The following is a 17,916-nucleotide window of genomic DNA, read 5'->3' as shown; positions in this document are numbered from 1 at the left end:
CCGAGTGCCGGTTTTCAACCATTCCTTTATCAAAAAGAGGATTTCTGTAACTTTTCACGAAAAAGTTACAGTAGGTACTATTCAAAGGAGGCTAAAAAAATGAGCCAGCAGGAAGTGGTGATTGTCGGTGCAGTCCGGACAGCAATTGGAAGTTTTCTGGGAACATTGAAAAATACACCAGCCCCTGATTTGGGAGCGGCAGCCATCAAAGAGGCACTGCTTAGGGCAGGAGTTAAACCGGAAGATGTGGATGAGGTGATAATGGGGAATGTTCTCCAAGCAGGGATCGGGCAAAACCCGGCGCGCCAGGCGGCAATGAAGGCGGGTATTCCTGAAAGCGTTTCCTCTATGACGATCAATAAGGTATGCGGATCAGGCTTGAAGGCTGTCCATCTGGCTGCCCAAGCTATTTTGGCCGGTGATGCGGAAATTGTTGTCGCCGGAGGAATGGAGAATATGTCCCAGGCACCGTACCTTTTGAAAAATGCCAGGGAAGGCTTCAAAATGGGTGACCAAAAAATTGTTGACAGTATGACGAGCGATGGTCTTACCTGCGTTTTCAATGATTATCATATGGGGGTCACGGCTGAAAATTTATGTGAAAAATATAATATCAGCCGGGAAGAACAGGATGAATTTGCTGCATTGAGCCAGGAAAAAGCGGTAAAAGCGATCGAGGAAGGGAGATTTAAAGAGGAGATTGTTCCAATTGAAATTCCGCAGAGAAAGGGCGAGGCGATTATTTTTGATACGGACGAATATCCGCGTAAAGGTACGACTGCTGCAAAGCTTGCAGGTTTAAAGCCCGCATTTAAAAAGGACGGAAGCGTCACTGCCGGAAATTCATCCGGCATCAACGACGGAGCTGCCGCTGTTGTCGTCATGTCAAGAAAAAAAGCGGATGAACTTGGCGTAAAACCGATTGCTTTTATCAGTGCCAATGCCAATGCCGGGGTTGATCCGGGCATTATGGGAATCGGGCCTGTATCGGCTGTGAAAAAGGCACTTCAAAAGACCGGTCTTTCATTGGATGATATGGAGCTGATCGAAGCAAACGAGGCATTTGCAGCCCAATCGCTTGCGGTGGACAGGGAATTGAATTTTGATAAGTCCGTCCTGAATGTCAATGGAGGGGCGATCGCACTTGGACACCCGATCGGCGCCAGCGGAGCGAGAATACTGGTTACACTCCTGCATGAGATGAGAAGAAGAGGGGCAAAAAGGGGGCTTGCCACGCTTTGCATCGGCGGGGGCCAGGGAGTGGCAACCATCGTTGAACTGGCGGAACAACTTTAAGGGAGGCTGGCGGAATGAAAAAGATATTTGCAACATTTCAGGAAGCGGTGGCTGATATCAGTGACGGTTCCACCCTGATGGTCGGGGGATTTGGCCTGTGCGGGATTCCGGAAAACCTGATAATGGCACTTGTTGATAAGGGAGTGAAGGATTTAACCGTCATTTCGAATAACTGCGGAGTGGATGAATGGGGGCTGGGCCTTCTTCTTCAAAATAAGCAGATCAAAAAAATGATCGGCTCATATGTAGGGGAGAACAAGGAGTTCGAACGTCAGGTATTGGCGGGGGAAATCGAAGTGGAATTGACTCCCCAGGGGACTCTTGCGGAAAAAATCCGTGCCGGCGGTGCAGGAATTCCGGCTTTTTATACACCCGCAGGAGTTGGCACACCCATTGCTGAAGGGAAGGAAATCCGTGAATTTAATGGAAAGGAATATGTGCTGGAAGAGGCGCTGACGGCGGATTTCAGCCTTGTCAATGCTTGGAAAGGAGATAAGATGGGCAATCTCGTCTACAGAAAGACTGCCCGGAATTTCAATCCAATGATCGCGGCTGCAGGGAAAGTGACGATTGCGCAGGTTGAAAGCCTGGTGGAGGTCGGCGAGCTGGAGCCTGACTCCATTCATACCCCGAGCATTTATGTCCAGGGATTGATACAGGGAGAGCTTGAAAAAAGGATTGAGAGAAGGACAGTCAGATCATAGAAAGGGGGTTGGCAAATTGAGTAAAGCTGCCATAAGGGAAAAAATTGCCAGAAGAGCGGAAAAGGAAATAAAGGACGGATATTATGTAAATCTCGGCATTGGAATGCCGACTTTGGTGGCCAACTATATTTCAGACAACAAACAGGTGGTACTTCAGTCGGAAAACGGACTGCTCGGAATCGGGCCCTATCCGACGGAACTGGAAGTGGATGCCGACTTGATCAACGCCGGGAAGGAAACGGTGACTGCCATTCCGGGAGCTGCCTATTTTGACAGTGCTGAATCTTTTGCCATGATTCGTGGAGGACATGTGAATCTGGCTATTCTGGGCGGGATGGAAGTTTCCAAAGACGGTGACCTGGCCAATTGGATGATTCCCGGCAAAATGATCAAGGGCATGGGAGGAGCGATGGACCTTGTGCACGGCGCCGGAAAAATCATCGTGATCATGGAACATGTCAACAAAAACGGCGATCCGAAAATATTAAACGAATGTGTGCTGCCATTGACAGGCAAGAAGGTGGTTGACCGGATTATCACGGATCGCGCTGTGATAGATGTAACGGAAAACGGACTGGTGCTGAAGGAAGTGGCAAAGGGATATTCCGTCGGTGATATTAAGCAGACGACGGAGCCGGAACTTGAAGTCAGTGAGGATGTTATCATGGATGCGTATTAGAAATAGAGCCTGGTTTTGCCAAAAACCAGGCTCTATTTCATTTCAGTTTTTAACAGCTCGCGTTCAATTCCTTTACTCTTAAAAAATATTCGAATCTCTTCTTTTCTCATGTTCAACTGCTTGGCTTCTTTCAGCAGCAAAACCCATTCGTAATCCAGATCAAGATATTGACTGTCCCCTTTATACTCACCCATATTGGCATCCCCCTTAGAAATCATCTTTTTTTGTGGCGGTTTTTAAATTGAATGAACTCATAATATTCCAGAAAATCCTCTTTTTTCATTCCGGCGTGTATTGCTTTTTGTACCAGTAATTTCCATTCATTATCCAGTTTGATTTCTTTTTGGATACTTTCCTGCAAAAGCTGTTCAACTGTAACTCCGAGAGGGCGGGCAATTTTGGAGAGAACCTGAAGTGAAGGATTTTTTTGCATGTCCCGTTCTATGTAGCTTAAATAAGACTTTGATATGCCGGCCTTTTCTGCAAGTTTTGAAAGCGAGTATCCCTGCTGTTCTCTAAGTTCTTTAATATGCAGCCCAATCACATAACATTACCACCTTTCAATCGTTATGTTCATTATAGGGAACAAAATGTTCTTAATAAAGTCGAGAAATAGTAAGAAAAAAAGAGAAAACGGTTGCATTTGTGAGATTTTAGTTCTTAATTAAGAATAAACGGCGAAATTTGAAGTTTTTATAATCAGGCCATTTGAACTATAATCAAACCAACCATTCGTTATAAAGAACGAAAGGAAAAACAAAAAGGGAAAGAGGAGATTGGTATGAGTATCAAAAAGAAGTTGGGTATGGGAGTAGCATCGGCGGCATTGGGGATCGCACTTGTGGGGGGAGGAACGTTCGCGTATTTTAGTGATGTAGAAGCGACCAATAATACATTTGCAGCAGGAACGCTGGATTTGGCTGTAGACCCAACATCTATTATTAATGTTGAAAATATTAAGCCGGGCGACAAAATGTTTAGGAACTTTAAATTAAAAAATGGAGGAACCCTGGATATCGGGGCTGTGGACCTGATCACCAGCTATGAAGTTGTTGATGCCAAGGGTGACAACGGCGGAGAAGATTTCGGTAAGCATATCAGGGTGAATTTTATGCACAATGCCAGTAACGATTCCATTCCGATTTGGTCTACAACTTTAGCCGAATTAAAAGAGATCAGCCCTGATCTACTGAGAGAAAAGGTTGAAAGTGTATTTAAAAAAGGAATCAAAGCCGGTGAGGAAAATAGATTGTATGTTCAATTTGAGTTTGTAGATAATGGTCAAGATCAAAATATCTTCCAAGGAGACAAACTTGAATTAAAGTGGACATTCGATGCAAAGCAAACTAAAGGTGAAAATAAATAACATTCATAGGCGGGCACTCCCGCCTTTCTTTATAATTTAGGCACGAGCATGGGAGGTGGACTCCATTAGGAAATCACGTTTAAGAACACACGGCAAAAGAAACAAAAAATTGAGAAGAGCTGGAAAGGCCGGAGCGTTTTGGTATATGTCTGTGTTTGCTGCTGCCACTTTCGTTTCACCTACTTTGGCAGAGTTCACAGATTCGAAGGAGCTAGCAGGAGAGATCCGGGCAGGGACGTGGCCGGTTCCGTGGATGCAGACAGATGTCAGCTTAACAGTTGGGGATAATGAGATTGAAAGTTGTGACCCAGTTGAACTGAAAGCGAAGTTTACGAATCAAGGAAAATATAGAACGGAAAAGGGATCTTGGGTAATAATTGATGAATCAGAAGGCCCGCATGAGGTGAAAGAATTAAAGCCTGGAGAAAGTGTATTGCTGACATATAAGGCCGGTGAGCCCGGAATTTATACATTCAAGGTATATCAGGAAGGAAAACATCCAAGTCAATTTCTAAAGAAAGTTACCGTGGCATGTGAAAAGCCGGAAGGACATAAGGAAGAAGATAACGAACAAGAGCTCCAAGAGAAAGCAAATGAGGATAATCCCAACGTAGAAGAAAAACAACCACCAAAACCTGAAAACAATGAGAAAAAAGATAAAGAGCCGTCACAACCAATTGAGCCGGTACAACCGGCAGAAAAGCCGCAACCCCCTGCTGACAATGACAATAAGCCTCAGGAGACAGAGCCGGCACCTGAATCAAAGCCAACTGCTCCTGCTGCGGAACCCAAGCCGGAATCACAACCGGAACCCGAACCGCCTGCGGTTAAGGAACCGCCTGTAAATTCCAATTCAGTAAAGGATGAAGAAGAATGAAATTAGTTTGGAAGATTATCAGTAATACGATCAGCGCTATATTGTTCCTTATTTTTATCCTTATGGTCTTTTTGGTCATATCATCAAAAGCCTCAGGCGGAGAGCCTCAATTTCTTGGCTATCAATTGAAATCCGTCCTGTCAGGCTCGATGGAGCCGGGAATCAAAACGGGTTCGGTTATTGCAGTTAAGCCCGGAGGAGATATGACCCGCTTTAAGGAAGGGGACGTCCTCACCTTCATGCAAGATGAGAATACACTGGTCACTCACAGAGTAGTGGAAGTGGATAACAGCGGAAAGCATGTCATGTATACAACGAAAGGCGATAATAACAACGCTGCAGACATGGAGCCTGTACTTTCCGAAAATGTCGTCGCGGAATATACGGGAATCACTGTTCCATATGTCGGTTACTTCGTCAGTTTTGCCCAGTCAAAAGAGGGGAGTGCACTGCTTCTTATCCTTCCGGGACTTCTACTTTTGGGCTACTCAGGTTTTACAATCTGGAGTGCCATCAGACAATTGGAGCCCAAAGAAAAAACGGTCAATAAAACGACATAGGCGAATAAAAAAACGCTGCCAAGCCGGCCAGCGTTTTATATTTATGAGTAAGAAAGAATAAGATGTTTTAGCTTTAAAATTTTGAACAAAGCCTTTTGTTGTCTAGCTCCAGCGCCTATCGACTAGCAGACTTCGCACCTGGTGTGCTCCTGCGGCGTAGCTTATTCGAGGATGTTTGGCTCACCTCGTCGCAAAGCTGCACGACGCCAACTCGAGGAAGCATCACACGAGGCTATTCCAAGTAGTAGCTTTCCTACGATAAGTCAACATCGGCTCGTTCCTCGCCGTGTTTCCTTTATCTCGTCGGAGGCACTCCAGTCTGTACGTCGATGGGCAAGGCGCTTGCGCTTTTCTTATGAGCAATTATCGATGAACTGCGCTCACCATTTTTCACAAAAATAAAAACGCCCAGACGAATCATCGCCACGGAACGTTTATTTGTTCTTCATTTTCCATTTATTGAATTCCAAAAACTCGCGGAATTCATCTTTTGAGATGCCTGAAGACATTGCTTCGCGAACCAGCTCTTCCCAATCGTGGTCCAATTCAATTTCACCTGTTTCCCCGTGAAGGAGAACATGGACGGGAACATCGAGCACAGATGAAAGTTTTTCCAGTATTTGAATGGACGGATTGGACTGGATATTGCGCTCTATCGAACTCAAATAGGATTTGGCAATACCCGCTCTTTCGGCCAATTCGGATAATGATAATTTTTTTTGAAGCCGATAATCTTTTATTCGTTGACCTATCATCTACACAGTCACCTACTCTTTACCCATTATAACACATAATAAAAGATTATGAATAGCGCAAAATTCCCGGTTGGCGAATTTCTTATTATGTATTATTGGCGTTCTCTAAAAAATTCCCTGATCTCCCGGGGACTGATTCCTGTACCTAGCGCAAATAATATAAGCTCTACCCATTCCTTGTCCAGTTTTTCCTGTTTCGTTACGACTGATTTTTTCATTGTTACCTCCCATAAATACGCAATTGTATTCGGGTAACCCAGCCGCCATAGTCAAATTGACCTTAGGCCTGTGGCTTTGCGTCTCTGACTTTCGAACAGATTTGCCTTTTTCGCTAAGTGTTTATCTAAGTATAAGCGTTTCCAAAGTCATAGTCCTGAAAAAAATGTCGTCGTCGAAGAGCGGCGAAACGAGTCAAATCTTAAGCATATCTATGAAAAAAGCTGTCGATTTGTCCTGGAAAAATTCCGGAGAAGGAAAAATTGATTCTATATTACCATTATACTTCAATAATCATATTAAATATATGTTGAAATTTTAGAAAAAAGGTAAAAGTTTGGCGAACGAAATTTTTCAGCGATGGGCCGAATAATGATTTTCTTTTGAAGCAAGCTGAAGAAATGCCAGTTCTTCCTTTGATAATGAAGGAGAGTTGACTGCACGCGCATTATCTTTCAGTTGCTCAATAGAGCTGGCACCAACAACAACAGCTGCAACTGCCTGATTTGCCAAATTGAACTGAAGCGCCAATTCATTCAGGGTCCTGGCATGTAAAAGTTTGGCTTGAATGCTCTCTATCAGTTCCTTGATCTCATTTGAAGAGTAATCCAGATATTCCGTGCCTTCCCATTGATCTTCTTTCAATCCCAGCATCTTATCGCTTAATAAGCCTTTTGCCACAGATCCTCTTGTGACAACGCTTATTCCACTTTCCGAAAGCATCGGCATAATTTCTTCCGGACGCCGGTCCAGAAGGCTGTATTGCATCATAACACTAACAATGGAAGAACGGGCTGCGTATTCCCGGACGACGTTTGGCCTGATGGAAGATATTCCGTAATGGCGAATCAGGCCTTCGGACTTCAATTCTTCAAAAGCTTCGATGGTGTCATCGATCGGGTCATCAATGGTCCCGCCGTGCAGTTGGTATAGGTCAATATAATCTGTGCCAAGCCGCTTGAGACTCTTTTTCACCGCTTCTTTTATATATTTTTTAGAAGGATCCCAGCTCCATCCGTCTTTCTTTTCTGTCCAGCGGTTCCCGACCTTTGTGGCAATAACCACTTGGTCCCGTATCGGCCCGAGTGATTTTCCCACTATTTCTTCATTTACGCCGAAATCGTATAAATCGGCGGTATCAAAATAGTTGACGCCTTCATCCAGTGCCGTTTTTATGATTTTTTCGGCCTTGGCGGAATCTGTTCCAAGTGACATGCAGCCAAGCCCCATTTCTGATACAAATAAGTCTGATTTCCCAAGCCTGCGTTTTTCCATTCATATCCCGCCTTTCTCAATTGTCTATTTTATCTAAAGACGGCTCCATTATTCAATTATTGTGCAGGACTCCAGCCAATCTTTTACCAGCTTATGCTTTTTTGCATATTTTCGAAGCAGAGCTTGGATTTCCCATGCTTTTCCAGACAAAATAATTCGGTCTTCACCAATATTCACTCTCATCATGATCCCTCCCTGATGTATGGTAAAATGTATGATTACCAGCTAATGAAATAGAACGAAGGAGCTGAACATGGTGAAGAAGTTTGAGGAAAAAACAGTAAGCACGGAAACAATTTTTGAAGGGAAAATCATCAGCGTACAAGTGGATGAAGTGGAACTTCCAAACGGGAAGCTGTCAAAACGTGAAATTGTTCGCCATCCCGGCGCTGTTGCCCTGATTGCATTGACGGATGAAAATAAAATCGTCATGGTGGAACAATATAGAAAACCATTGGAAAGATCATTGCTTGAAATTCCTGCCGGGAAATTGGAGCCGGGGGAAGAACCGGCGGCTACAGCGGAAAGGGAGCTCGAGGAGGAAACCGGTTATCGTGCCGGTAAAATGGAATATATCTCCTCTTTTTATACGTCTCCCGGTTTTGCCGATGAAATCATTCACCTCTATTTGGCGACCGGGCTGGAAAAGGTGGAAAATCCGGCGGATGGCGATGAAGATGAATTTGTTGAACTGTTTGAACTTACGCTTGAAGAAGCGCTTGAGTGTATAAGAAATGAACGGATCTATGATGCCAAAACCGTGTTTGCCGTTCAATATTTACAGTTGATGGAGAAGATATGATATGAATGAGTATTTTGTAGACCTGCATATTCATATAGGCAGGACTTTTACGGGAAAGCCGGTAAAAATCACCGCAGCTAAAACCCTGACACTGACCAATATCCTGCAAACAGCCAAGTTTCCCAAAGGGCTGAACATTGTTGGAGTCATCGATTGCCATTCTCCGGAAGTGATTGCAGAAATGGAACAGCTCTGTGAAGAGGGCCGTTTAATTGAAATGGAAGAAGGGGGTTTCCGGTTTGAGAATGAAGTGACATTGATTCCCGGCACTGAAATGGAAGTCCTTGATGAGAACTGCAATGGCCCGATTCATCTGCTGGCCTATTTCCCAGGCTTCAAACAGCTGAAGGAATTTTCCCGCTGGCTTTCAATGCGTGTTACGAACCTGCAGCTCAGTACACAGCGGGTATATGAAAAAGCTGTCAATATTCAAGAGAAAGTAAAGTCATTGGAAGGCCTGTTCATCCCCGCCCATGTCTTCACTCCGTTCAAAAGCCTGTACGGAAAGGGTGTGAAGCAATCGTTGAAGGAAGTTCTGGACCCGGAATTAATAGACGGCGTGGAACTTGGACTAAGCTCCAATACGGTGATGGCTGACCGGATCGGGGAGCTGCACGGATTTACTTTTGTCTCTAACTCCGATGCACATTCATTGCCCAAGATGGCCAGGGAATATCAAAAAATGACTCTTGAAGCACCAACCTTCAGCGCAGTCAAAAAAGCATTGCATGGTATGGATGGGAATTCAATTGACGAAAATTACGGCCTTAATCCATTTCTCGGTAAATACTACCGGACAGCATGTGCCAAGTGTTTCACATTGAAGCAGGGAGACACATGTCCAAATTGTGGTTCGAAAAAGTTTACAAAAGGGGTTTCGGAGAGGATTGCAGAGTTGGCTGATGAACGTACCACTCCCCCCAAAAGGCCGCCTTATATCCATCAAGTGCCGCTTGACTTTTTACCCGGCCTGGGAGCCAAAACAAAGGAAAAGCTTTACAGCCATTTTGGATCGGAAATGAATATACTGCATCGAGTGTCCGAAGGCGAATTGAAAAAGGTGGTGAAAGGCGGGCTGGCGGATTTGATTGTGAAAGCCAGATCAGGAGAATTGCAGCTGGAAGAAGGAGGAGGAGGACGCTACGGAAAAGTTGCGAAATGATAGAGGATACTGAAAAATAATGAATGATAGATAGAAACGAGTCATATGCATTGCTTTTCTCTCATAAGATGTATCAATCGCAGAACAGGAGGAAGCAGCATATGCGGAAAAAATTCTATACCAGCCATATTACTCGACACATTCAAACCTATTCTCCCATCTATTCATTCATCATGGTACTGTTCATCATGGGCATCATTTTCGGAGCAGTCATTGTCAATAGTCTGTCAATCGCACAGAAGGAAGATCTTTTTCATTACTTGAATCATTTTTTTGGACAAGTGGCGGATGGAAAAACCGGGCAGGCTGAAGATCTTTTAAAACTCAGCTTCTTCCATAATGTGAAATTCACCGGATTGATGTGGGTGCTTGGGATTTCAATCATCGGGTTTCCTTTGATTTTGATTCTGCTATTTTTAAAAGGGGTCGTTGTCGGATTCTCTGTCGGATTTCTTGTGAATCAGATGGGCTGGAACGGCCTGCTCCTTGCTTTTGTGACCTTGCTGCCCCAAAATCTGCTGTTTATCCCTGTATACATTTTTATCGCTGTCATTTCGACGGCATTCTCAATTAAGCTCATGAGAAAAATTTTTATAAGGCAGGGTTTCTCATTTCATTTTGTTCCGGAATTTGCGCGTTATTTCTTGTCTTTTATAGCAACTATGGCCGTGATCACGCTTGCAGCGAGCATTGAGGCGTTCATTGCACCGGCACTGATGAAATCCATCATCGCTTCAATCGCTAAATGATAGTTATTTTCGACTGTAAACCTCCCATTTTTATAATAATTTTAATTTGATTATTGTTCACTGTCTGTTATAATAAAATGGATAGTGGCGAGGGAGGATCGTCTGATGGAAAGTCGCATTAATCGGATTAAGAAACAATTGCATTCCGCAAGCTATAAGCTTACTCCCCAGCGTGAAGCCACGGTTAGGGTGTTGCTTGAAAATGAGGACGACCATTTGAGTGCGGAAGATGTCTATTTGCTGGTCAAGGACAAATCTCCGGACATCGGCCTTGCAACAGTATATAGGACCCTTGAGCTTTTGACTGAATTGAAAGTGGTCGACAAAATTAATTTTGGAGACGGGGTTTCCAGGTATGATCTGCGGCAGGAAGGTGCCGATCATTTCCATCACCACCTTATTTGCATTGAGTGCGGAACGGTTGATGAGATACAGGAAGATCTTCTCGGAGATGTTGAAAAAATAGTTGAACATGATTTTAATTTTAAAATTAAAGATCACAGGCTGACATTTCACGGCATTTGTTGGCGCTGTCAGGATAAAGCGGAGAACGAACGGAAAGAGCCGCCAGCCGGCAAAAAAAAATGAAACTAAGCGTCCATCCTTTGTATCGAAGGGATGGGCGTTTTCTGTTAAAAGGAAAGAATGTATAAATTTTTTCAAAGATATTCGTATAAAATTATTGTGCTTTGTCCAGCTCCAGCGCCCAGCGACTAGCAAACTTCGCACTCCTCCACTACGATAAGTCAACATCGGCTCCTTCGTCGCCGTGTTTCCTTTATCTCATTGCGGAATGCTCCAGTTTGTACGTCGCTAAACGGGCGCTTGCGCTTTTCTTATTCATCAATAATATTCCCCGATACGTATAAACGCGGACATTTATTGCATATCATGTATTACTGGTACAAGCAGTCCGAATACTTAAAAAGGGTTTGATGAAGATGAGGAACGCGGCTAGGATGATATTCCAGGTGGTCAGGGTATTTCTGCTTTTTGCGGCATGTACGATCATGTTCTACTATGGTATTATATGGGTTAGCCAGGAATATGAAAATTACCGGAGATACGACGAGCCCGAGGGAACGGCTGTCAAGGTTATACAGCAGCACAGGAGTGATGAGGAGAGTGATTGGCTCTCCCGCCTGTTGTTTTTTTATTCGAATGGGGAGTAGGTAAGTATATGAAAGACCGCCTGCAGGATTTTATTCATTTTATGATTGTGGAAAAAGGGTTGTCCCAAAACACGGTGAAGGCTTATGAACGTGACTTGGTGAATTATCTTGCCTATATCCAAAACATATTGAAAATCGACAGTTTTGAGGACATTGCCCGCATGCATATTATACAATTTTTGGGACAGCTGAAAGCTGAAGGCAAATCCAGCAGGACGCTTGCCCGGCATATCGCTTCCATACGGTCGTTTCACCAGTTCCTTTTACGTGAAAAGGCTGCCGGGCATGATCCCACGATACATATTGAAACGCCGCAGCAGGAAAAAAATCTGCCGAAAGTCCTTTCCGTATCTGATGTTCAATCCCTGCTTGAAGCTCCGGACCTTTCCACTCTTTTTGGAATCCGCGACAAAGCGATGCTTGAGCTTTTATATGGGACAGGTACACGGATCAGTGAGCTTCTGGATTTGAACCTGGATGACATTCACTTGGCCATCGGCTTTGTCAGGTGCAGGGGAAAAGGAAACAAAGAACGGATCATTCCAATCGGAACGGAGGCAGCAAACGCAATCGAGCACTATTTAAGAGACGCCAGGCCAAAGCTGCGGAAAGAGAAAAATAGAACCGATGCGCTATTTTTAAATCATCATGGCAAACGGCTGACAAGACAGGGTTTTTGGAAAAACTTGAAAAAGCTTGCTGCCAAGGCCAATATTGAAAAGGAATTGACGCCGCATACGTTAAGGCATTCATTCGCAACCCACCTCCTTGAAAATGGTGCGGATTTGCGGGCTGTTCAGGAAATGCTTGGCCATGCCGACATTTCAACGACACAGATATATACACACGTTTCCAAAACAAGACTGAAAGAGGTTTACAAACAGTATCATCCTCGCGCTTAAAACCGCTTGACTCAAAAGCGGTTTTTTTAAACTGTGTAAACGGGTATGATACCATTAGAAAATATTTAGCTTTTGATTCGGAGGGATAATGGTGGAAAGTTCTCAATATAAACGGATTCACCTGATTGTACTGGATTCTGTAGGGATTGGTGAAGCGCCGGATGCGAAGGATTTCGATGATATCGGGGCAGATACACTGGGCCATATCGCGGAGAAAATAAACGGACTTGCCATGCCCAATATGGGCAGGCTCGGTTTGTCCAATATTAGGGAAATAAAAGGGATAGAGAAGGTTGAAAAGCCTCTTGCATTTTATACAAAAATGCAGGAGGCATCAAGGGGGAAAGATACGATGACCGGCCACTGGGAAATCATGGGGCTCATTACAAGCCACCCGTTTAAAGTGTTCCCGGACGGATTTCCCGAATTGCTCATCACACGCCTCGAAAAGGCTTCAGGAAGGACGGTCATTGGAAATATACCTGCGAGCGGGACGGAAATTATTGAACGCCTTGGTCCCGAACATATGAAAACAGGTGCGTTGATTGTGTATACGTCTGCAGACTCTGTATTGCAGATTGCCGCTCATGAAGAAGTCATTCCGCTTGCTGAGCTGTATGAAATTTGTAAAAAGGCGAGAGAAATTACACTTGCCGAGGAATATAAGGTCGGCCGGGTGATTGCGCGCCCGTTTATCGGATCGCCCGGGAATTTCCAGCGCACAGCCAATCGCCATGATTATGCTTTGAAGCCGTTTGGACGGACAGTGATGAATGAGCTGTCATCCAATGGCTTTGATGTGATAGCCATTGGGAAAATTCACGATATCTATGATGGCGAAGGAATTACGGAATCAATCAGGACCAAGTCCAATATGGACGGCATGGACAAGCTCGTTCAGGTAATGGAAAAAGATTTCACGGGTATCAGCTTTATCAATCTTGTCGATTTTGATGCCAAATTTGGCCATAGGCGGGACCCGGAGGGGTATGGGGCTGCACTGGAACAGTTCGATAAACGGCTGCCTGAGGTTTTCGAAAGAATGCAGGATGATGATTTATTGATCATTACGGCGGATCATGGCAATGACCCTACACATCATGGGACAGACCATACAAGGGAATACGTGCCTCTGCTTGTATATTCCAAACGTTTTGATGGCGGCAGGGAGCTGCCGGTCAGAAAAACATTTGCCGATGTAGGGGCAACGATAGCACATAATTTTGGCATAGGCTGGAACGGTGCGGGAGATAGCTTCCTTTCCGAATTGACAATTGAAAAATGATCGGCCTTGCGGTTTTATGACCGCAGGGCTTTTTTTTGTAAAAAACAAAAGTATAAAAAAACCTTTCCGGGAGACAATGGTGATAGTTGGTAAACATTACCGTTTTTTATCATAACAAATGGAGGGGTTAGGATGAAAAGGTTAGCCGGTATATTTTTTTCTTTCTTGCTCATATTCTCAATGGCAATACAGCCGGTATCGGCGGAGGAGAAGCAAAAAGAGCTGTCGGACGATTCTCGGTCGGCGATTTTAATAGAAAGGGATACAGGAAAGGTTCTGTATGAGAAGAACAGCCATGAAAAACTGCCGCCGGCTTCGATGACAAAGGTGATGACGATGCTGCTCATCATGGAGGCGCTCGACAGTGGACAGCTTAGCATGGATGAAAAAGTGCGGGCGAGTGAGTACGCCGCTTCGATGGGCGGTTCCCAGATTTTTCTTGAGCCTGGCGAAGAGATGACGGTAAAAGAAATGCTGCTTGGAATTGCAATCGCTTCAGCCAATGATGCTTCCGTTGCCTTGGCGGAAAAAGTATCAGGAAGCGAAGAGGCTTTTGTTGCCAGAATGAACGAACGTGCAAAAGAATTGGGCTTAAAAAATACCAAATTCCAAAATACGACAGGCCTGACAGTAAAGGACCACTACAGCACCGCCCATGACATGGCGATTATGGCAAAGGAGCTTTTGAAGCATGAGGAAATCACCGATTTTACAAAGCTTTATGAATCCTACTTGAGAGAAGATTCAGACAAGAAGTTCTGGCTTGTCAATACAAATAAACTTGTCAAATTTTATCCCGGAGTCGACGGCTTAAAAACAGGCTTTACAAGTGAAGCGAAGTACTGCCTCACAGCCACGGCGAAAAAAGATGGCATGCGGGTCATTGCGGTTGTCTTTGGTGCTCCGACATCCAAAAGCAGGAATGCACAGATAACCAAAATGCTTGACTATGCTTTCTCCCAATATGCCACTCACTCCCTTTATAAAAAAGGCGAGAATCTTGGAAAAGTGAAGGTGAGCAAAGGGAATATCAAAGAGATCAACGCACAGACCGGCGAACCGGTTTCCCTCTTGACAAAAAAAGGTGAGAAAGCGAAGGATTTTTCCACTGAGCTGAAACTGAAAAAAAACTTGAAAGCCCCAATTAAAAAGGGTGAAATCATCGGAAAGATCATTATTAAGAAGGATGGAAAGAAACTGGCCGAGTCCGACTTGGTCGCGGAAAAAGGTGTTAAGAAAGCTTCGTGGTGGCAGCTGTATAAAAGGTCCTTCGGACTTTTTACACAGTCAAAATGATGAAAATTCTATAATATTAGCGAATAGGTTCTAGTTTTGTCATGAAGAAGGATTCGGGTGCATGGAGGTAGAATTGACTCATTATACGACACATAAGGAGGCCTTGCATGTGGGATTGAAGATTGACATGGAAGTGAAGCAAGACGTTCTATGCATCCGGCTTTCCGGCGAACTGGACCACCATACGGCGGAACATCTGCGGGATGAGATCACAGAGGCAATGAAAGCTCACAATATTTTGCACATCGTCCTGAACCTGGAAAAGCTATCTTTTATGGACAGTTCCGGGCTGGGGGTAATCCTCGGAAGATATAAGCAAATTAAATTGAAGAAGGGAGAAATGGTCGTCTGTTCCATTTCTCCGCCAGTCAAACGATTATTTGAAATGTCGGGTTTATTCAAAATCGTCCGCTTGGAGTCTTCTGAAAAATTTGCGCTTGAAAGATTGGGGGTTGCCTAACAATGAGAAACGAGATGCAAATTCAGTTCAGTGCGCTCAGCCAAAATGAATCCTTTGCCCGAGTGACAGTCGCCGCATTCATTGCCCAGCTGGACCCGACTATGGATGAGCTGACAGAAATCAAGACAGTGGTGTCTGAGGCTGTTACAAACGCAATCATACACGGTTACGAACAGAACCCGGCAGGAATTGTCTATATTTCAGCTGTCATAGAAGACGGAAAAGTTGACCTGGTCATAAAAGACACAGGGGTCGGCATCGCGGACATTGATGAAGCGAGGCAGCCGTTATTTACAACAAAACCGGAAATGGAACGGTCCGGAATGGGTTTTACAATTATGGAAAATTTCACCGACCACTTGGAAATACAATCCCACCCTGGGACAGGCACAACCATTCGTCTAATCAAGTATTTGACGAAAAATAAAGCGTTGTGCAATTAAGGAGCCGCGCCTATGGATGTGGAACTTAAAAAAAACTCAAACACATCATATCTGAAAGATGACGAGGTAAAGGAATATATCAAGAGAAGCCAGAACGGGGACCAGGAAGCCCGGGATATCCTTGTTGAAAAAAACATGAGGCTTGTCTGGTCGGTCGTTCAGCGCTTTCTAAACAGGGGTTATGAACCCGATGACCTATTCCAGATCGGAAGCATCGGTTTATTGAAATCCGTTGATAAGTTTGACCTGTCATATGATGTCAAATTTTCAACCTATGCCGTTCCGATGATTATCGGGGAAATTCAGCGGTTCATCCGCGATGACGGCACGGTAAAGGTAAGCCGCTCATTAAAAGAACTGAGCAATAAAATCCGAAGGTCAAAGGATGAGCTTGCGAAGAAACATGGGAGAGTGCCCACTGTTTCAGAAATCGCAGAGCATCTTGATGTGTCTTTGGAAGATGTGATCATGGCCCAGGACGCAGGGCGCACTCCGGCGTCCATCCATGAGACAGTCTATGAAAATGACGGTGATCCCATTACGTTGATGGATCAGCTGTCAGATCAGGATGAACATAAATGGTTTGATAAAATTGCCCTCGAAGAAGCGATACGCGGGCTTGATGAGCGGGAACGGCTCATTGTCTACCTGAGGTATTATAAAGACCAGACACAGTCTGAGGTCGCAAAACGCCTGGAAATCTCGCAAGTACAGGTGTCAAGGCTTGAAAAGAAAATACTTGAACAGATGAAAGAGCGTATGGATACCACTTAGCCGGGTCCATACGCTTTTTTATATGAATACACCTTCTAAATAAATGAATGGTTGAATTGGAATGTAGCATAATAAAAAACAGACAAACAGCAATGCGGGATGTGGAATGATGGAGAAGACAGTATACATTCAAATGAAGCATCGCCTGACAATTCAAAAGGGCGCCAGCGTGAAGCTGGGAGATATGGCGCAGATCATTGTCCCGGAGGGAATGAATAATCTCTATGAAATGGTGGTGCTTTCGAATACTTCCGAAGTTGAGAAAAAATTTATTGTCCTCGATGTCATGAATGTCATCAATAAAATAAAGAGCCGGTATCCCGACTCGGATATCCAGGTCATCGGGCCGTCGGAAACAATCTTTGAAATAACGGAAAAGAGGAAGACAGCTCCTTTCCTTTTGTTTGTTCTCGTTTGGCTGCTGCTTTTCGTCGGCTCCGGACTGGCCATTATGAACTTCCATGAGGAAACAAGCATGCAGGCGATGCATCAAAAAATTTACTGGATGATGACAGGGAAGATGAATACCACTCCATATATTGTCCAGATTCCTTATTCACTTGGGCTTGGGTTAGGCATGATTCTGTTCTTTAACCATCTATTCAAGAAAAGGATCAATGAGGAGCCCAGTCCATTGGAAATAGAGATGTTCAATTATCAGCAGGACCTTGATCAATATGTTGTTCTAAATAAGCATAAAGAAAGCACGAAATACAGTGACGACTATTAAAGCTGTTGCATCCGTATTTGCGGGCCTGTCAGGGGGCATTGCCGTTGGAATAGGATTTGTCGCATTTTTAACCGTACTTGGCGTTATTCCACGGATCACTCAGCTTACAAAAACCGGAAAATATATCCGTTTCTATGAATGGTCGGTCGTTATCAGTGTTGTTGCGGCCAGTTTTGCGGATTTAAATAACTTTTCATTCCCGGTAGGCGCATGTTTTTTGATTCCCATCGGACTTGCCAGCGGCATTTTTATCGGCATGCTTGCGGCGGCTCTTACCGAAGTGCTGAATGTATTGCCGATTCTATCGAAGAGGATCGGGATGGAAGGATTGATTATCAGTCTTCTGATGGCCCTCGTCATCGGAAAGGTGGCAGGTTCTTTATTTCAATGGTTGGTTTTTGTGAATTATTGAA

General features: G+C 44.3%; 25 protein-coding genes and 1 riboswitch. Of the genes, 19 read left to right on the top strand and 6 right to left on the bottom strand.

Features of this window, described 5'->3' with window-relative positions:
• The first annotated feature begins 99 nt into the window (after positions 1–99).
• Genes D4N35_RS00430 through D4N35_RS00420 form a run of 3 tightly spaced genes read left to right on the top strand, consistent with a single transcriptional unit; the run spans position 100 to position 2,679 of the window.
• Positions 100–1,296 (top strand): acetyl-CoA C-acetyltransferase, encoded by a 1,197-nt coding sequence (locus D4N35_RS00430; RefSeq protein WP_120068256.1) that lies wholly within the window; start codon positions 100–102, stop codon positions 1,294–1,296.
• A 14-nt stretch (positions 1,297–1,310) separates the two neighbouring features.
• Positions 1,311–2,000 (top strand): CoA transferase subunit A, encoded by a 690-nt coding sequence (locus tag D4N35_RS00425; RefSeq protein ID WP_120068253.1) that lies wholly within the window; start codon positions 1,311–1,313, stop codon positions 1,998–2,000.
• A 16-nt stretch (positions 2,001–2,016) separates the two neighbouring features.
• Complete coding sequence (locus tag D4N35_RS00420) at positions 2,017–2,679, top strand: 3-oxoacid CoA-transferase subunit B (RefSeq protein ID WP_120068250.1); 663 nt, start codon at positions 2,017–2,019, stop codon at positions 2,677–2,679.
• A gap of 32 nt (positions 2,680–2,711) precedes the next feature.
• Here D4N35_RS00420 and sinI read toward each other — a convergent pair whose 3' ends face one another.
• Together sinI and D4N35_RS00410 are read right to left on the bottom strand one after the other, a co-directional pair.
• The gene (sinI, locus tag D4N35_RS00415; protein ID WP_120068247.1) at positions 2,712–2,873 is read right to left on the bottom strand and encodes a DNA-binding anti-repressor SinI; all 162 of its coding nucleotides are present in this window, start codon (positions 2,871–2,873) and stop codon (positions 2,712–2,714) included.
• A 20-nt stretch (positions 2,874–2,893) separates the two neighbouring features.
• Complete coding sequence (locus D4N35_RS00410) at positions 2,894–3,223, bottom strand: helix-turn-helix domain-containing protein (protein ID WP_120068244.1); 330 nt, start codon at positions 3,221–3,223, stop codon at positions 2,894–2,896.
• A gap of 237 nt (positions 3,224–3,460) precedes the next feature.
• Here D4N35_RS00410 and D4N35_RS00405 point away from each other — a divergent pair, with 237 nt between their 5' ends.
• From D4N35_RS00405 to sipW, 3 genes are all read left to right on the top strand, one after another.
• Positions 3,461–4,045 carry a CalY family protein gene (locus D4N35_RS00405; RefSeq protein ID WP_120068242.1) on the top strand — a complete coding sequence of 195 codons (585 nt, stop codon included), beginning with the start codon at positions 3,461–3,463 and terminating at the stop codon, positions 4,043–4,045.
• 145 nt (positions 4,046–4,190) lie between these two features.
• Entirely contained in the window at positions 4,191–4,922 is a 732-nt protein-coding gene (locus D4N35_RS00400; RefSeq protein WP_120068239.1) for a hypothetical protein, read from the top strand.
• A complete protein-coding gene (gene sipW, locus D4N35_RS00395; RefSeq protein ID WP_120068236.1) occupies positions 4,919–5,482 on the top strand; it encodes a signal peptidase I SipW in 564 nt (187 codons plus the stop codon). The genes D4N35_RS00400 and sipW overlap by 4 nt, the downstream gene beginning before the upstream one ends.
• Before the next feature lie 434 nt (positions 5,483–5,916).
• On the opposite strand, the gene D4N35_RS00390 is transcribed toward sipW, so the two are convergent.
• The 4 genes from D4N35_RS00390 to mciZ form a co-directional block, all read right to left on the bottom strand.
• Positions 5,917–6,237, bottom strand: a complete 321-nt coding sequence (locus tag D4N35_RS00390) for a helix-turn-helix domain-containing protein (RefSeq protein WP_120068233.1) — start codon at positions 6,235–6,237, stop codon at positions 5,917–5,919.
• Between the two features lie 92 nt (positions 6,238–6,329).
• Positions 6,330–6,455 (bottom strand): anti-repressor SinI family protein, encoded by a 126-nt coding sequence (locus tag D4N35_RS00385; RefSeq protein ID WP_120068231.1) that lies wholly within the window; start codon positions 6,453–6,455, stop codon positions 6,330–6,332.
• Positions 6,456–6,484: 29 nt separating this feature from the next.
• A riboswitch (cyclic di-GMP riboswitch) is annotated at positions 6,485–6,571 on the bottom strand.
• Between the two features lie 236 nt (positions 6,572–6,807).
• Positions 6,808–7,728 (bottom strand): aldo/keto reductase, encoded by a 921-nt coding sequence (locus D4N35_RS00380; RefSeq protein ID WP_120068228.1) that lies wholly within the window; start codon positions 7,726–7,728, stop codon positions 6,808–6,810.
• A gap of 48 nt (positions 7,729–7,776) precedes the next feature.
• Positions 7,777–7,914: a Z-ring formation inhibitor MciZ gene (mciZ, locus tag D4N35_RS00375; RefSeq protein ID WP_235870245.1), complete on the bottom strand. Its 138-nt coding sequence runs from the start codon at positions 7,912–7,914 to the stop codon at positions 7,777–7,779.
• Between the two features lie 67 nt (positions 7,915–7,981).
• On the opposite strand from mciZ, the gene D4N35_RS00370 reads away from it, so the two are divergent.
• From D4N35_RS00370 to D4N35_RS00310, 13 genes are all read left to right on the top strand, one after another.
• A complete protein-coding gene (locus tag D4N35_RS00370; protein ID WP_120068222.1) occupies positions 7,982–8,530 on the top strand; it encodes an NUDIX domain-containing protein in 549 nt (182 codons plus the stop codon).
• A gap of 1 nt (position 8,531) precedes the next feature.
• Positions 8,532–9,692 (top strand): endonuclease Q family protein, encoded by a 1,161-nt coding sequence (locus D4N35_RS00365; protein WP_120068219.1) that lies wholly within the window; start codon positions 8,532–8,534, stop codon positions 9,690–9,692.
• Positions 9,693–9,793: 101 nt separating this feature from the next.
• Complete coding sequence (gene spoIIM / locus D4N35_RS00360) at positions 9,794–10,441, top strand: stage II sporulation protein M (RefSeq protein ID WP_120068216.1); 648 nt, start codon at positions 9,794–9,796, stop codon at positions 10,439–10,441.
• A 105-nt stretch (positions 10,442–10,546) separates the two neighbouring features.
• A complete protein-coding gene (fur, locus tag D4N35_RS00355) occupies positions 10,547–11,029 on the top strand; it encodes a ferric iron uptake transcriptional regulator (RefSeq protein WP_120068213.1) in 483 nt (160 codons plus the stop codon).
• A 353-nt stretch (positions 11,030–11,382) separates the two neighbouring features.
• Positions 11,383–11,613: a YqzK family protein gene (locus D4N35_RS00350; RefSeq protein WP_120068954.1), complete on the top strand. Its 231-nt coding sequence runs from the start codon at positions 11,383–11,385 to the stop codon at positions 11,611–11,613.
• Positions 11,614–11,621: 8 nt separating this feature from the next.
• Positions 11,622–12,515 carry a site-specific tyrosine recombinase XerD gene (gene xerD / locus D4N35_RS00345; protein WP_120068210.1) on the top strand — a complete coding sequence of 298 codons (894 nt, stop codon included), beginning with the start codon at positions 11,622–11,624 and terminating at the stop codon, positions 12,513–12,515.
• An 88-nt stretch (positions 12,516–12,603) separates the two neighbouring features.
• Positions 12,604–13,800, top strand: a complete 1,197-nt coding sequence (gene deoB, locus D4N35_RS00340; RefSeq protein ID WP_208646250.1) for a phosphopentomutase — start codon at positions 12,604–12,606, stop codon at positions 13,798–13,800.
• Positions 13,801–13,932: 132 nt separating this feature from the next.
• Entirely contained in the window at positions 13,933–15,096 is a 1,164-nt protein-coding gene (locus tag D4N35_RS00335) for a D-alanyl-D-alanine carboxypeptidase family protein (RefSeq protein WP_120068204.1), read from the top strand.
• Positions 15,097–15,205: 109 nt separating this feature from the next.
• Positions 15,206–15,556 (top strand): anti-sigma F factor antagonist, encoded by a 351-nt coding sequence (gene spoIIAA, locus D4N35_RS00330; protein WP_120068202.1) that lies wholly within the window; start codon positions 15,206–15,208, stop codon positions 15,554–15,556.
• A 2-nt stretch (positions 15,557–15,558) separates the two neighbouring features.
• Positions 15,559–15,999, top strand: a complete 441-nt coding sequence (spoIIAB, locus tag D4N35_RS00325) for an anti-sigma F factor (protein WP_120068199.1) — start codon at positions 15,559–15,561, stop codon at positions 15,997–15,999.
• Positions 16,000–16,011: 12 nt separating this feature from the next.
• Positions 16,012–16,773: an RNA polymerase sporulation sigma factor SigF gene (gene sigF / locus D4N35_RS00320; protein WP_120068196.1), complete on the top strand. Its 762-nt coding sequence runs from the start codon at positions 16,012–16,014 to the stop codon at positions 16,771–16,773.
• 109 nt (positions 16,774–16,882) lie between these two features.
• A complete protein-coding gene (locus D4N35_RS00315) occupies positions 16,883–17,503 on the top strand; it encodes a stage V sporulation protein AA (RefSeq protein WP_120068193.1) in 621 nt (206 codons plus the stop codon).
• Entirely contained in the window at positions 17,490–17,915 is a 426-nt protein-coding gene (locus tag D4N35_RS00310; RefSeq protein ID WP_120068190.1) for a stage V sporulation protein AB, read from the top strand. The genes D4N35_RS00315 and D4N35_RS00310 overlap by 14 nt, the downstream gene beginning before the upstream one ends.
• Position 17,916 lies beyond the last annotated feature (1 nt).

This window comes from Siminovitchia fortis (assembly GCF_003605365.2).
In the GTDB taxonomy this organism is placed as follows: Bacteria; Bacillota; Bacilli; order Bacillales; family Bacillaceae_C; genus Siminovitchia; species Siminovitchia fortis.
Note: the sequence above shows the minus strand (reverse complement) of the source record. Positions and strands in the feature narration are given on the sequence as shown.